This is a genomic window from Aquirufa sp. A-Brett2-15D (assembly GCF_054558735.1).
The window spans coordinates 328,855-345,345 of record NZ_JBSKFT010000003.1; the positions used below are offsets into that span (position 1 = coordinate 328,855).

The window sequence follows — 16,491 nt, forward strand, 5'->3', positions numbered from 1 at the left end:
CTCGTAAGAAGGAGCGGCTTTTTAATGATTGAACTGAATTACTTATTCAAGTTCGGGTTGTTTTGAACCTCTTCAATAGGAATTTTAAAGGTTAAACGTGTATCGTTGTGAAGAACTGGAGTAGCAACGAACTTCAAGTGGTTAGACCCACGGTTTGTTGTACCCTTGTTTCTCTTCAATGATAAGTACGCTTTTCCTTCACCCCAAAGCTCAATACGAGTCTGTAAGTAAATCTCATCTTGTAACGCTTTACCTGTTAACGCATCGATATAAGATGCATCAGGAACACGTAATGCCATGATTGCTTTAAGCGACTTTCTTGCACCTGCTTCGTCACCTGTTTTAGCACAAGCTTCTGCATTTAACAAGTACATCTCTTCCACACGCATGTAAACATAATCCGCGTCGATTGTTCTTTGACCTCCGATTACTTTAGCTGGGTGGTAGAACTTCCCGATAGGAGCTAATTTATTAGAAGCTGAGAATTGAGCTTTTCTAATGTCATCTGAAGGGATTAAATCATATAAACCTTTGTCCATACCTTTGATATCTCCCGCCCAAGCGTAAGAATAGGTATAAAGGTCCATTTGGCCCCACCAAGAGATCAGATTAAGCTTAGAATCTACTGTGATATCTACACCCCACATCCATTGGCTAGTTGCTAAGGCATTAAAACCACCAGTTGCTTCAGCCGCAGTCATGATTTTGAATCCTCCAGTTGAGATTACATCAGCCGTAACTGTTTTCATCGCAGCGTTGTTACCCATGGCACCGTGAACATAGGCTAACATACCTTTTGCTACAGAAGCGTTTACCTCAGATTTATTTGTACGAGAAAAATCAGATAATAAAGACTGAGCATCCGTTAAATCTTTCACCATTAAAGCATACACATCCGCTGCAGTGCTTTTAGGCAAGTTTGGATCTACTGTGTTCTTGTATAATGGTAAAATCTTCTCAGATGGAGTGTATTCGTTTTGGAAATACTGTGCTAAGTAGAAATAACTAAATGCACGCATTGCCTTAGCTTGACCCATGAACCAGCGACCTGAGGCCGTTGCAGGAATGGCTTCACTTCCACCTAAACCATCGATAACCGTGTTAGCCGCGAAAATTAAGCGGTAGTAGAAACGCCATACTTGGTAATTATCTGCTTGAGTATAATCTACCGTTGTTTGGAATTCTGTAATCGTTCTAAACCATCCGTAAATAACCGAAGTTAAAGCCATATCTCCGGAAAGCATGTCTCCGTACATATCGTATGACTTATGACCAAAGTCATCGTGTCCAGACGTACCGCCGGTTCCAGCGCCATACATCGTTGCATAAATACCTGCTACGTTCGCAGATTGTAAACCTGGATTTAATGCAGACGCTTCCTGAATTTGATTTGCTGAAATCAATTCCGTCGGTTCTGTCTGCAAAAATTCTTCTTTACAACTAACCGTTCCTAAAAGAACAGTCGCAAATAAAATTTTATATACTGTTTTCATCTTTTTATTTCGTTTAAAAAATTAAAACTTAACGCGTAAACCTGCTGTCATAGTAGACAGTGGAGAGTAACGATACGTATCAGATCCACCTGTTTCAGCCGAACTAGGGTTAAAACCATCTCTTGCAGAAGCTAGGAATAAATTATCTCCAGACACCCAAAGGTAAACACCTGAAATAGGGCTGTTTGTGAAGAACTTGCTAGGAACCTTGTAACCGATTTGAAGGTTGTTCAAAGCCAAGAAATCCGATTTAACAATGAAGCGAGTAGATCCAGAACTTACGTTAGCATCTTGTCCCGCAGATAAACGTGGAACACTTGTTGCTTGACCTCTCTGAGTCCATCTTTCTAAGATATCGATATGGTAGTTATTACCACCTGCAGCACCACCTGAGTTCATTAATCCAGCATAAGCACCATCATACGCATAACCGCCTAAGCTATATAGGAATTGCATATTGATGTCAAAGTTACCTATTCCACCATTAAAGCTAAATGCTCCTCTTACTTTAGGGAACGGGGATTTGTTGATAAATTTATTTGTTGCATCTGCATAAGCAGTTGTACGAGAAACTTTGACAGTCTTCAATGTTTCTGCTGTAGCAGTAGCTTCGAAATCAGCCATTGACTTGATGTTTTCCGCTGCTTGGCGAATTCCATCTGCGTTCGAATCTACCCAATATACGTTCCACTCAGAAACACCCGTCTCTGGGTTAACACCTGCGTACTCACGAGTGTAAAAATCGAAGATCGAGTGACCTACCGCTCTACCATAAAGACCATCGATGTCGATGATTTTCTCTTTACCCGTAGCAGGGTCGATCGGTAAACGAAGCATTCTGTTTTCGATTATCTCACCATTAACTGTGAAATCTAAGTAGTTCTTCTTCGATTGAATTAAGTGTGCTGTTACGTCGAATTCAACACCCGTATTACGTAAAGCACCATCGTTTACACGAAGAGACGCATAACCTACTGAAGGTCCCACACGGCGATCGAAGATTAAGTTATCAGTCGTCTTAGTGTAGTAATCGATAGCAACGTCTAGGTATTTACCTAATTTGAATTCAGTTCCTACCTGCATCTGCTTAGAAATCTCCCACGTTAAATCTGGATTACCCTTCGAAACGAAAGATAATGAGATGTTTGCGTTTAAATTTTGAACTTGGAATAAGTCATATCCAGGATAAAGACCGATACCACCTTGCTCTCCAATTAAACCGTAAGAAGCTTTCAATTTCCAATCCTTGATCAATGGAACATTTGCCATGAATGGCTCTTTAGATACTAACCAAGCAGCACCTACTGAACCGAAATCACCCCATTTGTTTTTCAAGAAACGAGATGATCCGTCGCGTCTTACCGTTGCTGATAAGAAGTACTTTCCATCATAGTCATAGTTTAATTGACCGAAATACGACTCTAAAGAGTAGTTGTTCAAGTAAGACCCTGGAGGGTTAGAGATAACCGCGTTGTTAAATTCAACACCGTCTGGCATCACTAATTTGTACATTGAAGCGAACATAAATTTAGTTTCGGTTGCATAACTTTCGTGCGCAACGAATGCTTCAAAGTTGTTAACATTAAACGATTTCTTGTAACGTAATAAATTTAACAAGTTATAGTTTAAGTTCTCCGTTTTTTGCTTGTAGATATAACCCCCTTGACCAGCGTTAGGACCATAGAATGGGTTGTTTTGTAAATCCAAAGAAGCGTTTGAATACTGTAAACCTAATTTGTTCTCTAAAGATAAACCAGGAGTGATTTGGATGTTCAACGAAGTCGCCGCATTGATATCATGTGACTTCGTATTACGGATACCTAATTTAGCATCAGCAATTGAGTTCGTCAAGGCACCGAAACCACGACCTACACCGTAATCGTATTGGTATCCATTATAGTATGGATCACGAACATATTGTGAAGTTGTGTTATCGTGTAAGAATAAAGGATAGATCGGTGGCAAGTTATCCACAAACCAGAATACAGAACCTGAGTCAGATGATTGACCTGGGTTGTTTGTTACACCGTAAGAATAACCGATGTTCGTCGTAGAGCTTAACCAAGACTTCGGATTGTGAGTCAAGTTCAAACGAGTTGAATAACGTTTGTAATCTGTGTTTACAGAGTAACCGATGTCTTCTAAAGCACCATAAGAAGCGAAATAACGTGTTTTGCTATTACCTCCACTGATTTTTAAGTTAGCTTCGTTACGATTTGAATTTTGGAAACCGTAATCAGCCCAATTCTCAGGGATATAACGACGTTGAACACCTGGATTTACTTGTCTTGTAACTGGGTTAATTAATTGAGCCGCAGGAACAGTCCACATGTTGTAATTAGGCATGTTAGCAAACAAGTTCGTGTTTGCGTAAGCAGTCGGGTTAGCATTCGCTAAAGCAACACCTCTGTTATACCAGCCTTCCCACGTTAACCCAATGTATTGCTCTGGGTTACGTATAGTACTGTAACGAGGCAATAAGCTCATGTTTTGACCAGACTTTAATTCTAATTCAATTACAGCCTCACCCGTTCTGCTACCCCTCTTTGTATTGATTACCACCACACCATTCGCTCCACGAGAACCGTAGATAGCTGTTGCAGCCGCATCTTTTAAGATAGTAGTGTTTTCGATATCACCTGGATTAATCGAGTTGATATTTCCTTCAAAAGGCACACCATCTAATACGTAAAGTGGACCACGGCTACCATTTACGGTACCGATACCACGAATACGAATCGCAGCAGCAGTTCCTGGTTGACCAGAAGAGTTAATTACCGTTACACCGGCAGCTTCACCCGCTAATCCTTTAGAGATGTTAGAGAAGTTTTTACGCTCGATGTTTTTTGCATCAACTACTTTCGCTGTACCTGTAAACGATTGTTTAGCAGTAGTACTGTATGAAGTGACGATAACCTCATCTAAGGTATTGTCAGATGTTAATGCTACTTGAACAGATGAAGTGGCACTTGTTACAGCAACCGTAGATTTAGTATAGCCTACGAAGCTGAATGTTAAACTTTGGCCATCCGCGGCCGCGATCGAGAACTTTCCAGACTTGTCTGTGTTAGTTCCCGTTTTTGTTCCATTTACGATAACAGTTGCGCCCACTAATGGTTGGCCGTTCTCATCTGCTACCGTACCTGTTACAGTTTTCGTTGCTTTCTGGGCGAACGATACCTGCATCATGAACACTAAGATTAGTGTCAAAAGGCTAGTAATTTTTGTTTTCATAAGCGATGAATGTTTCAAAAATTGGGTTAAAAAATGATTTAATAAATTTGGGTATTATGCTGATTACCAAACTATTCTTTGGCTTTCAAACCGAAAAAAAGCAGATAATGTTTAAAAATCAAAGAAAAAGACCAATTATTTCAACTCTTCTACACTGTCTGTAAAGTAGCAATGTTCGTGTTTTTGCATCCCAATCTTCGGATAATATGCTTCCGCCGCAGGTGCCGCTAAGAGGATAATCTTCGCTCTAGGGATAAAATTTTTGACTTCAATGATAAGCTGTTTCCCTATGCCCCGGTGCTGGTAGTCTACGTCAATAGCTAGGTCTGACAAATAACTAGTAAAGACAAAATCGGTCATTACGCGCGCTAAACCTACTAATTTGCTTCCATCATACGCTCCCACATATACATTTCCGTGCTGGAACATTAGTTGCATCGCCGCTAAATCTGCTAAAGGACGGCGCAATCCTAAGGTGGATTTATCTAATATGTGGATGAAATCTTGTAGTGTAATTTCAGGCTGAGCAATGTAGGAGATAGGCATGGAAAATTATTTTTTTAAGAATCTTAAATAATTCACAAAAAAAAGTCATTTTTACATAAAACCTATACAAAATGAAAATTAAACAACTAGTACTGGTATGCCTTTTGGCAGTGCCTTTCTTCGTGCAAGCGCAGAAATTATACACCTATCCGATTGGTGTTCAAGCTTATACTTTCCGGAATCATTTTCCTAAAGACGTAGCTAAAACCTTAGACCTTATTCAGTCCATGGGAATAACGGAGATCGAGGGTAGCGCACAAAAGGGTCAAACCCCAGAGCAATTCAAACAAATGTGTGCTGATCGCGGTATTTCTGTTCCTTCTACCGGGGTGGATTTTAACGATTTAGCAAATCCGGCAGACGCGATCGCTAAGGCAAAGATTTTAGGCGCGAAATTTGTGATGTGCGCGTGGATTCCGCACAAGGTTCGCGGAGGTTTTACTTTAGAGGAAGCAGAGAAGGCCGTAGCTGTATTCAATGAAGCAGGTAAAAAGTTCAGAGAAAATGGTTTGACGCTTTGTTACCATGATCATGGCTATGAGTTCCAGCCTTTTGGCAAAAAGGAAACACTTTTAGATTACATCATCCAAAACACAAATCCAGAATATGTTTCCTTCGAGATGGACGTTTTATGGACGATGCATGGCGGCGGCGCCGATATGCCAGAGAAATTATTGAAGAAATATCCTACACGCTTTAAATTAATGCACGTAAAAGATCTTCGCAAAGGCGTTGCTGGAGATTTAACGGGCGGAACTCCTGCTGAAAACGACGTCCCAGTAGGAACGGGTCAGGGCAATTGGAAAGCCATCATCAAACTAGCGAAAAAGAACGGCATCGAGCATTGCTTCATCGAGGATGAAAGTAATCAAGAGGTGCAATTTGTTCCTTTAAGTATTGCGTATTTGAAGAGCCTTTAGAATTTAATGTTGTAAGCAATATAGGGGATCGCTGAAAGCTTAGTGAAAGTAGGGGATAAAAACCCTACGTCGAAGGCTGAGCGTTCCCCTATTATTCGTGCCCCTACGGATAAAATTCCATTATAGGCAGTTGTTGAATTTAACAATTGATTATTAGCGTCATAGTTATTTGTTGTATTTGAGAATATCCAGTTCTCAGAAATTAGCAATATCTTTTTGGAAACCCGAGTCATGCCAGAAATAGTAAACATAGGGTTCTTTGCGAATTTCCAGTTATAACTTGAACTCCCCAGCCCGCTATTTTCATTTACAGCTCCTAAGCCTGCATTCAAAGTGACATTATGTTCGTTCGAACCATAAGTAAATGATCCGTAAACGGTTCCTACACCAAAGTTAAAATCCGAAATAAGGGATGTTGCAAACAGAATTCCCCCTCCCACATGCACCTTGTCCGCTACTTGGTAGCCTATTTTAGGGGTAATATAAATGGCAAAAGGAACCAGAATACCTACTCCTATGGAGAAATGATCTGTTAAACCAGCTTGGAAGGAATTGAGTAAAAACAGGGCATTTTGATAGTATTTATCGCCTTTTTTTAAGGGAATCGCAGATGGCGCGAAGAAATAACGGGATGGCTGAGGATTCGCTAATTGATCTATCTCCTCTTTTGCGACCATGTTCATCGATTTAATGGTCGACCAAGGAATGGTGACTTGACCTAGATCTGATGTAGCAATTGAAACCTCCGTTTCAGACTTTTGAATTAGTTGGCCACCGACCGTTTTGCCATTTTTTAATTCCAAACGGACATAGGTGGAATCTTGGGCCATCGCATGGGTGGCAAATAAGAGTAGGAATGCAATCAATAGATTTTTCATTTGCTTTCGGTTATTTCTACAAATCTTAACGCTTTATCTCATATATCGTTCTAATTAATAAATTATTTTCCAATATTGCTATCTAAATATTAATACTATGCTTAAGCCGAATTGGTGGCGATCATTTACCATTCACCATTTACCACTCACCATTTTTCTTTTATTTCTTGGCTGCAAGACCGTAGAGCCGCTGGATGACGTGACGGTGAATCTGAATCTTTGGAACGAAAAGAAGATTGAAAACTATTCTTTTTCGTTTAAAAGGGTCTGTTATTGTACTATAGAATATGTGGGGCCAAATCAAATCGTGGTCCAAAATGGTAAGATTTCCACCGTTAATGGCGCGCCGTATAATAAAGCAGAACGCTATGGTGTGATGTATACGATTCCAGAATTATTGCAGGTGATCAAGGCAAATGTGGATAGAAAACCAGTTAAGCAAACATTGAATTTTAATCCAACTTACGGTTATCCTACTAGCGTGTTTTTCGATTTTTCTGAAATGATCGCGGATGAGGAAATCGGATATGAAATCACGAATTTTAAAATCAACTAGGGGCAAATAGAGATGGGGAGCGCTTTTCTAGGCGTAGGGGAATAGGCTTTGCAAGTAACACATTCTGCCGTCAGCTGGCTGGCATCTAATTTGAATAAGAATTCGTCGCCTTCCTGTAGGCTAACCGGTAGGGCGCAGGGATTAGAAAGTGCGAACGCATTTGTATAGATTTTACCCGTGTCTGGATTTTTCCATTGGGCTTCGACTCTCGAGGTGTCTATGGAGCCTTCCACTAATTCGATCACATAATTATTGCAAATTCCTTTTAAAGATAGCCTGCCTTTGAAACAGTTTTCTGGCAAGACCTCTTGTGATTTACAGGCACCTAAAAGCAGGCAGAAAAGTAGTAGTCGTTTCATTCTGCTAAAGTAATCATCGCTTTAATTACCTGTGCACCGGGCTCGTTAATTTTTGTAAAAATATCAAGAAGTTGATTTTTGCCAAAACGATGGCTAATAAACCTCCCTTCCTGAATCTTGCCATTCCTTAGCAAATCCATCACGTACCTGAAATCTTCGATCGTCGCATTGCGACTGCTCATTAACGTCGCTTCGCGCTTGTGAAATTCAGGGTGCGAGAAGGAGATCGATTGTTTTTGCAAACCGATCAAAACGTATTTCCCACCATGGGCCATTTTAGCGAAACCAGATTCGATGGCAGCTAGATTTCCTGTGGCATCGATGACGGTGGAATAAGCGTTCGCGGAGGCTTCTGAAACCCCTAAATTTTCGATGCAAAACTTCAAACGAGCTGCGTTCGGTTCTGCAACCTCGACCAAAGCACCTTGGATTTTCGCTAATAAAATCGTGAACAATCCGATGGGGCCGGCGCCCATTACAAGGACTTTTTCCCCTGGTTTTATCGCGGCTCTCCGAAGCCCATGTGCTGCAATAGACAAAGGCTCTACTAAAGCAAGTTCTTCCGCCGATAGCCCATTTCCGAGTAAAATGTAGCGATCTTCTACGCAGATATACTCCCGCATTCCTCCATCGATATGCACCCCAAAAACTTGCAAAGTTTCACAGCAATTCCCTTTCTCCGCGGTGCAAGCTTCACAGGAATCACAATTAAAATAAGGGATAATCGTAGCTAATTCGCCGGGCGAAAAGGTATCAGATTCCACGATTTCAACCGCCAGTTCGTGACCTAAAATGCGGGGATAAGAAAAGAAGGGTTGATTGCCAGCGAAGGCGTGAATGTCAGTTCCGCAGATACCTATGTTTCGAACGCGGAGGAGGGAAGATCCAGCCGCGCGCTGAGGTATTTCTGCCTCGTTTAGGCTCAGTATTCCGGGTTCAGTACATATCCATTGTTGCATGGGTTGAAATTAATAATTTTAATTAAATGGAGCGGTATAAAATGGTGAATGAATCCTTCGGACTCATTCCCTCCGGACTACTGCCCACTGCTCACTACCCACTGACTACTGTTCTCTTTTATCGCTCACGAAAAATGATTTTATCGATCATAAAAGAGTGTAAAGTGATCGATAAATTGTATTTTTGTGATCGATAAAAATACAAAGATGCCCAAAAAGCCCACAAACAGAGATTCCGAGATTATTCAATTTGTGAAGGATCACCCCCAGTGCGCATCTTCTGAAATTTTAGAGGGGCTGGATTTGCCTATAAGTGTAATTACCCTGCGAAGGTCACTTCAGGGATTGTGTATTAAAGGCCAATTAACTAAAATAGGGGAGCTCAAGGGTAGCCGCTATATTATAAGTCCAGGATTTGCGGTGTTAAGTCCAGTCGATGTAGGTGATTACTTTAGTAAAGAAATTGATGATAGAACGATTCAGGCATCCTTTAATTTGGACTTAATTAGTGAAACCTTAAAAAATCTAGCGCTTTTCACGGAAACAGAAACGCTTTTTTTAAATTCATTTCAAGCGAAGCATACATCCAATGCGGCTAAATTATCACCTGATGGTTATAAGAAAGAATTAGAACGTTTAGCGATCGATTTGAGCTGGAAATCATCTCAGATCGAGGGGAATACCTATTCTTTACTAGAAACGGAGCGCTTATTAAAGGATAAAGAGACGGCGGCAGGGAAAACGAAGGACGAGGCAATCATGTTGTTGAATCACAAGGATGCGATTGATTTTATTATTCAAAATCCGACTTATGTGAACCCGTTGACGGTTTCGAGTATAGAGGATATTCATAGTATTTTGGCCAAAGAATTAGACATCGCCAGAAATCTTCGCAATTCCAGAGTGGGTATTTCCGGCACGAATTATACCCCACTCGATAACGAGTTCCAGATCAAAGAGGCGCTAACCGAAATGTGCCAGCTCATTAATGTGAAGCAAAACGTGTTCGAAAAGGCCTTACTAGTTTTGGTGCTAATCTCCTACATTCAACCCTTTTTAGATGGGAATAAGCGTACGGCTCGTATCATCAGCAACGCGATTCTGTTGAATAATGGCTATTGTCCTATTTCCTTTAGAACCATCGATTCGCTCGAATACAAGAAGGCGATGCTGGTATTTTATGAGCAAACGAATATCCAGCCGTTCAAACGAATTTTTATGGATCAGTTTGAATTTGCGGTGAACACGTATTTTTAGATTATAGAGTATAGAGTAGAGATGGGTTATCTATTATCTATACTCTCTACTCTATAATCTCTAATCTGATTTTCGTCATCCAGCCTAAACAAAAGCCCAATGAACTACGTGTCCATTGGGCTTAAACAATCTAATTGTTCTACTACTATTTACAAGCCAAAACGGGATTTAACCGCGTTATAATTTGTGTTTATTTCTGACAAGGATAAGTCTCTATTGTACATATTTACAATAGAATAGTCTCCGTAAACGCCATCACCCATATCCCAGCGATGCGCAATGTAATAGCCTACTGAAGATGCTCGCAAGTTTATGTTTGTAGTTCTAGAGCCTAGTGAAACTCCATTTCGGTAAAGTGTTAATACAGAACCATTATAGGTAGCGACAATGTGAACCCAGTTATTTAAATCGGACCCATAATTTGTAGTTGGTTCAAAAGTCGACCACCCTCCCATGGCTGCGGTGTATCTATAACTATTGTGAGCCGCACCTGACCAGGCCCTTGCATTATAGGCCAAAGCCATATTCACTGTTCCTCCAGATACTTTTTCAGAGAATATACAAGGAGCATAATTTGAACTCGTTAGCGGATTTTGATCTCCTTTAGTTCCAGCTGATTTTACCCAAACTTCCACAGTATACGCTGTTAGGTTTGCAAATCCCGTAGAAGACTCAGCAAAGCCGCCCGTACTAGGGAAGCGTATCACTCCACCATCACTATTTACATAGGACCCACTGCTTAATGAGAAGCTAGTAACAGCATTCCCAGTCACTAAATTGGTCCAGGTAGACCCAGTTCCCGAATAACTTGCCGGGTTTGCAGCATCTAAATTTAGAATGAGTCCTGTTTGTACGATGGCTGGCGCTTGAAATGGAGCGGCTTCATCATTAACGAGACGAACAGAGAATCCGTATCCAGGACTTCCAGAGCTCGTACTATAAAAGCCTTCCACGGAGGAAATAGAGCGGTAGCCATTGTCAGGAGTCCACCAATAACCGAATCCGCCAATTCGGTAGAAAGGAGATCCTCCGGCGTTACGGACTCCACCCGGAAGGCCAGAAAAACCACTCTCATTGGTAGCGGTTGAATTAATGGGATTCCAAGGACTGCCGGTGGTCATCATCTTATTATTGGCTGCCGCATCTCCCCCCAAAAAGGTATTTAAAGTGTTCCATTCTGCACCAGTAGAAACGTGCCAACCTTGAGGAGCTAATCCTCTTGGGTCAGTTACAGCATACCAATTATATAGTTTTCCATAAATAGCGCCATTAGCAGGATCATTATTGTAATAACACCAAGCACCCGTAGTTAAATTACCCCAAGCGGCCGGATCTGTAACTTGTGGAATAACATCGCCATTTCTATAAGTTTCAATATTTAAATTCTGACTCATCCACTGCTGTGTACCAATTATTACAGTTGGCGCAACAAATGGAGGAACTGCTAGTGTCGTAAATTCCATAACTGGGCCATAACCAGTTCCTTTACTATTCGTGGCATAGGCTCTAACTTTATAGGTCACGCCTGCAGTCAAGCCCGTAAGTGAACTGCTGAATGTCCCTACGCTCAATGGCCCGTCCGTGGTTTTGCTATCCGAAAGGGTGGGTGCACTGGAGGTTGAACTCCAACAAATACCCGATGCAGTGATGGGCGCACCACCATTGTCTGAAATGGCCCCCCCGCTACTAGCTGTGGTTTGTGCAATAGATGTAGCAGCGCTTGTGGCTGATAGGTTAGGGACTAGGATCACGGGCCCTACGTAATTGTTATTTCCTCGAAAAAAGGATTCCTGCGCATTTGCGATAAAGGCTGCGAATAATAAACAGAAGAAGATTATTTTTTTCATATAGATAGATTTATAGCCCGAAGCGGGATTTAAGTGCGTTAAAGTTTTGCAATATTTCATCAGGGGACAAGCATCTTTTATAAATCAAGGCCGTGTTTATATCCCCATACCAATAGTTGTCTGCCATTCCTAAAAATTCATTTGATGAGGATTGATATTGTTGCAGGGGAGCACTTGTTGTACTTCCTACTGATACCCCATTCAGGTAATATCGAATCGTGTTAGCATCTTGTGTAGCTGCAAATACATACCACTGATCTGTTAAGAGGGGCACAACATCACTTAGCCCCCAAGATCCTGCTGAAAAATGAATTTGATAATTAGATCCGTCATTATAAATATATAAATTAAAATTGCGCGGACTTAAATTGCCAAATAGAGCTCTGTATCGAATCGTTCCAAAATTCGCATCCATTTTAGCTGCAACTATCACTGTTTTTCCTGTATAGGGAGTATTAAATTTGGAAGAGACAAAACTTACATTACTTGAGGTGCCATTAAATGTAAATTTTTTGGGTGTAGTGGACGTATTTGCAATCGTGTTCGTTCCTATAGTTCCATTGTTTACATTAGTACTTAAATCATACCATATATTCCCAGTACCTGGATAACTAGTAGGATTTTCGGCATCCAAGTATACTAATAAATCAGTAGTGGCAATCGCAGGAGCCTGAAAGGGAACCGAAGCCGCAGCCGGCGCAACGTAATTATTCTGCCCTCCAAACATAGTGCGCTGCGCATTCGAAATAAATGCGGAGAAGATGAATAATATGGTGATTAATTTTTTCATAACTAGTTTATAAACCGAAGCGGGATTTTAGGACATTAAAATTAGCAGTTACATCCTGTGGGGTAAGTGCTCGGTTATATATTAACGCTTGACCTATATTACCTTTATAAAAATACTGTGGGCTTTGACCGTCACTACTCGCATAAGAACCTATGTAAAACTTATCACTTGAATTTGGATTCATAGCACTCGTACTACTCACGTCAACGGGTGTTCCTACTGTCACCCCATCCACGTATAAATACATCATGGAAGAACGATTAATCGTCAATGTTAGATTATGAAATTTATTATCTAAGTAGGGTGTTAGTGGAGTAGATATAATCATACTACTCAAACCTGGTTGAAAAAACGCAACTAAATTATTATCATCGATATAGATAGAATATCTACCCTCATATGACCTGTATGATGTTTTACCAATAATACCCATAAGTCCTGATCCTCCATCAAATTTTGCCCAACAAGAGATTGTCCAACTAGATAATCCCATATTTAAAATGTTACCAAAACTGATAACATCATCAATACCATCAAAAACGATACTACCGCCGTTTCCGCTATTATAAAGTGCCCCATTCGTGAGTGTTCCATGATTACTGCCACTTAAGTCATTCCAATTCACACCAGAACCTGAATAACTTGCCAAATTCCCAGCATCTACATGTAAAACAAGCCCTTGTGTAATCAAGGTAGGAGGCGCAGCCGGCGCCACGTAATTATTATTACCCCCAAACATCGTGCGCTGCGCATGGGAAGTGAATGCGGAGAAAAGGAATAGGAAGGGTAGGAGTTTTTTCATGTATATTTTATAAACCGAAGGACGCTTTTTGGGCGTTAAAAATGGTAGTGATATCTGCAGTTGATAAACCAACAGAATAGACCATGGCTGTTCCCATTTTGCCTCTGAATTCTCTACCTGGATATGGATCTAGGCCAATATGAAAATTAGTGGCTCCTTTACTAGTTAAAGAACCATGTCCGTTTCCTCTGGTATCAGAAATTATTCCGCTTGCATTGCATAAATAGGCAGTAAGTTCTGTTTCTTTCACGGATATTACAATCATGGACCATTGATTATTAGGCACTGTTATATTGGATCTCCAGCTCCAATGTTGGTTGTCCCAATCATAGTGTAAAGTATTACCTGATAAAAAAATACCAGTACCCCCACTATCATAACTTGTTCGACGAAAAATAACGCCAGTAAAAGTAGATTGTGGTTGAGATGGATTTACCCATGCGATTAAGGTTAACTGATTACTAATCGTATACGTCTTTGATGTTGAAGCATTCATATTTGGTCCAAATGTGAAGCTACCTGAACTAAAGGTAGGATTACCCACTAAGTTGGCCGATCCAGCAGGCAATTGCCCACTGATATCATTCCATGTCGAACCTGAACCTCCATAAGAAGCTGGCCGAGTTGCATCTAAATATAACATTAAGCCATTTGTGATAGGTGTGACCAAGTTAGTTAAAATTAGCCCTCTTTCGTCCACACCATATTTACTACTTATTTCACCTGAAGTGGCTACCATAGTTGTCGAAGATGTAATGGGTAACATCTTTCCTTCTGGTGTTTTAGCACAGGCATAAATAGTAGTTACTGTGCTAGTATTGGTACATGATCCACTCGTTACTTGAACTTTGTAATCGCCGGCTGTTGTAGGGGTGTATGTTCTCACATTTGCACCGGGAATAGCTACATTGTCTTTTTGCCAAGCATAGGCAGAGGCTCCCGCAGGGGTGGTTAGTGTAGTTTTATTTACACAGCCATCACCATTAACGGTAAAGGTTGGAGTTGATCCTGTGATGGAAACAGTTATCGAATTAGAAGAAATGGCTGCAGCACTAAATCCAAACCTAGCAGCATAAGTGTTATAATTTTGAGTAATCTCACTTTGAGTCAATGCTCTATTGTATAGTAATATAAGATTTACAATACCGTTTTGCCAAGCTTCCCCTCCCGGCCCCTTGCCAATTAGTGGAGATACTAAGGATATATTACCAGAAACATTACTTCCAACTCCATATGGGCTAGCTTGTAGATAACAGGATATCGCATTTCCACTTCTGACAAAAGTTAACATATAGTAATTGCCATTCGTCAGTGCTGCTTCTGCACCTGCATCAATCTTATTATTAAACCAACCTCCCCAGCTTAATGCAGGCTTACCAAGTGCTGTTAATACTAAACCATTATATCCCCCAACGTTATAAATCCAATCCCAGTTCGCATCATTGTATTTGAAAATTGTACTCCAAGTAAAATCACCATTAAATGGTGGATTTGATAAAGTTTGTGTCCCGTACCCGTTGGTATTTAAAGCAATACCTCCTCCGTTAACTGATGAATATCCAGTATTGGTTAAAGCAACGTTATTGCCATTTCCAGTTAAATCTGTCCAAGTATTACCAGATCCATTGTAACTACTGCTATTGCCAGCATCTAAATTTGCAATTAAATTACTTGTTACAGTAGTTGCAGATACACTTGTAGGAGTGGCTCTAACAGTTATTTGGTCGTTATTGCTTAAAGAGGTGGTTGTATATGTAGCATTTGTTTCACCAGAAATGGCTGTTCCATTTTTATACCATTGCAGGGTAGGTGTGCCACTAAAATTATAGGTGGTGGCTGTAAAGGTGACTGATGTGCCCAAACAAACAGCCCCCGAGGCACTGGAGGCAATCGTTACAGCAGGTGAAAAATAAGTTTGAGTTTGATTGGTTTCTAATGGATTTCGTACTGCATCACTTAATTGACTTGGGAATAGGATGGCTTCAGAAATATTTCCATTAAAAGAAAATGGGCCATACCCTCTCGCACTCCCGATGTAAATTTTTGATCCACTGGTATGGGTTAGTGAACAGAGACTACCTGAATTAGTTTTCAATACCCCATTTATATAAGTATTTGAAAGGTTTGTCGTTGTATTTAAAAAAATATTTGTGACTATTTGTGGATTTGTAGAACTAACGCTTGTTTTATATTCGCAACCCGCACCATCTGATAGATACCCACTGCCCGTACCGCCATAGGATATATTGTAACCAGGTTGACCAATGGCCTTAGCAGCACCAAAAATCCCTCCCACAGCAGAAGTTGTAGCTACATTTTGTGCAACTACGTTTACCGTTGCACCTGACAGTGCGCTGTAATCTACGGTAGTAGAAGAGGTCAACAACGACTCGCCATTATTTCCAGAGAAATAAATAGTGGGCTGTCCGTATAATGTATTTAAGTTGCCTGCTGTTATAATTTTTGCAATGGAGGTATTTGATAATACATGCACTGCATTGCCACTTTGATCGTACCAAATCGCAATCGTTGCATCTATAGACCCCGAAATAATCGTGCTTAAAGCATTGGTACTTGCCGCCGTTACTCCTGCATCATAGGTGCTGATGGACGCGGAGATTTTGGAACTTAAACTAAACTTATTCGTGCTTGCATCGGGATACACATCGTAAAAGGAGGCCCCTACTTTTATCCTAACTAATGGCCCCGTATAACTCGTACTTAATTGTCTTAAGGAATAAGCTACAGAAGCAGTGGTACTGCTCAACCCAGTAATTTTATCCAAGTTGTTTTGCGCATTTGAAACAAATGCAGAGAAAAGGAATAGGAAGGTGAGTAGCTTTTTCATAT

Annotated in this window: 13 protein-coding genes; 3 read left to right on the forward strand and 10 right to left on the reverse strand. The window is 40.7% G+C overall.

Annotated features, from left to right (window positions below):
- Positions 1 to 38: 38 nt before the first annotated feature.
- From ACST14_RS09515 to ACST14_RS09525, 3 genes are all read right to left on the reverse strand, one after another.
- Complete coding sequence (locus tag ACST14_RS09515; RefSeq protein WP_459462951.1) at positions 39 to 1,493, reverse strand: RagB/SusD family nutrient uptake outer membrane protein; 1,455 nt, start codon at positions 1,491 to 1,493, stop codon at positions 39 to 41.
- 21 nt (positions 1,494 to 1,514) lie between these two features.
- Complete coding sequence (locus ACST14_RS09520; protein WP_459462953.1) at positions 1,515 to 4,727, reverse strand: SusC/RagA family TonB-linked outer membrane protein; 3,213 nt, start codon at positions 4,725 to 4,727, stop codon at positions 1,515 to 1,517.
- A 135-nt stretch (positions 4,728 to 4,862) separates the two neighbouring features.
- Positions 4,863 to 5,273, reverse strand: a complete 411-nt coding sequence (locus ACST14_RS09525) for a GNAT family N-acetyltransferase (protein ID WP_459462955.1) — start codon at positions 5,271 to 5,273, stop codon at positions 4,863 to 4,865.
- Between the two features lie 71 nt (positions 5,274 to 5,344).
- Here ACST14_RS09525 and ACST14_RS09530 point away from each other — a divergent pair, with 71 nt between their 5' ends.
- Positions 5,345 to 6,193: a sugar phosphate isomerase/epimerase family protein gene (locus ACST14_RS09530; protein WP_459462957.1), complete on the forward strand. Its 849-nt coding sequence runs from the start codon at positions 5,345 to 5,347 to the stop codon at positions 6,191 to 6,193.
- Here the strand turns inward: ACST14_RS09530 and ACST14_RS09535 are convergent.
- Positions 6,190 to 7,071, reverse strand: coding sequence for a hypothetical protein (locus ACST14_RS09535; RefSeq protein ID WP_459462959.1), 882 nt, complete (start codon positions 7,069 to 7,071; stop codon positions 6,190 to 6,192). The genes ACST14_RS09530 and ACST14_RS09535 overlap by 4 nt on opposite strands.
- A gap of 97 nt (positions 7,072 to 7,168) precedes the next feature.
- Between ACST14_RS09535 and ACST14_RS09540 the strand changes: the two genes are divergently transcribed.
- Positions 7,169 to 7,627, forward strand: coding sequence for a DUF6174 domain-containing protein (locus ACST14_RS09540; RefSeq protein WP_459462961.1), 459 nt, complete (start codon positions 7,169 to 7,171; stop codon positions 7,625 to 7,627).
- Here the strand turns inward: ACST14_RS09540 and ACST14_RS09545 are convergent.
- Both ACST14_RS09545 and ACST14_RS09550 read right to left on the reverse strand, forming a co-directional pair.
- The gene (locus ACST14_RS09545; protein WP_459462963.1) at positions 7,624 to 7,986 is read right to left on the reverse strand and encodes a hypothetical protein; all 363 of its coding nucleotides are present in this window, start codon (positions 7,984 to 7,986) and stop codon (positions 7,624 to 7,626) included. The two genes, ACST14_RS09540 and ACST14_RS09545, sit on opposite strands and share 4 nt — an antisense overlap.
- Positions 7,983 to 8,945: a zinc-binding alcohol dehydrogenase family protein gene (locus tag ACST14_RS09550; RefSeq protein WP_459462964.1), complete on the reverse strand. Its 963-nt coding sequence runs from the start codon at positions 8,943 to 8,945 to the stop codon at positions 7,983 to 7,985. Before ACST14_RS09550 ends, ACST14_RS09545 begins: the two co-directional genes overlap by 4 nt.
- Positions 8,946 to 9,152: 207 nt before the next feature.
- On the opposite strand from ACST14_RS09550, the gene ACST14_RS09555 reads away from it, so the two are divergent.
- Positions 9,153 to 10,202: a Fic family protein gene (locus ACST14_RS09555; protein WP_459462966.1), complete on the forward strand. Its 1,050-nt coding sequence runs from the start codon at positions 9,153 to 9,155 to the stop codon at positions 10,200 to 10,202.
- Between the two features lie 149 nt (positions 10,203 to 10,351).
- Here ACST14_RS09555 and ACST14_RS09560 read toward each other — a convergent pair whose 3' ends face one another.
- Genes ACST14_RS09560 through ACST14_RS09575 form a run of 4 tightly spaced genes read right to left on the reverse strand, consistent with a single transcriptional unit; the run spans position 10,352 to position 16,489 of the window.
- Positions 10,352 to 12,049, reverse strand: a complete 1,698-nt coding sequence (locus ACST14_RS09560; RefSeq protein WP_459462968.1) for an FISUMP domain-containing protein — start codon at positions 12,047 to 12,049, stop codon at positions 10,352 to 10,354.
- Between the two features lie 10 nt (positions 12,050 to 12,059).
- Positions 12,060 to 12,839: a LamG-like jellyroll fold domain-containing protein gene (locus ACST14_RS09565; protein WP_459462969.1), complete on the reverse strand. Its 780-nt coding sequence runs from the start codon at positions 12,837 to 12,839 to the stop codon at positions 12,060 to 12,062.
- Between the two features lie 7 nt (positions 12,840 to 12,846).
- Entirely contained in the window at positions 12,847 to 13,641 is a 795-nt protein-coding gene (locus ACST14_RS09570) for a LamG domain-containing protein (protein ID WP_459462971.1), read from the reverse strand.
- Between the two features lie 7 nt (positions 13,642 to 13,648).
- Positions 13,649 to 16,489 (reverse strand): LamG-like jellyroll fold domain-containing protein, encoded by a 2,841-nt coding sequence (locus ACST14_RS09575; protein WP_459462973.1) that lies wholly within the window; start codon positions 16,487 to 16,489, stop codon positions 13,649 to 13,651.
- Between the last annotated feature and the right edge of the window lie 2 nt (positions 16,490 to 16,491).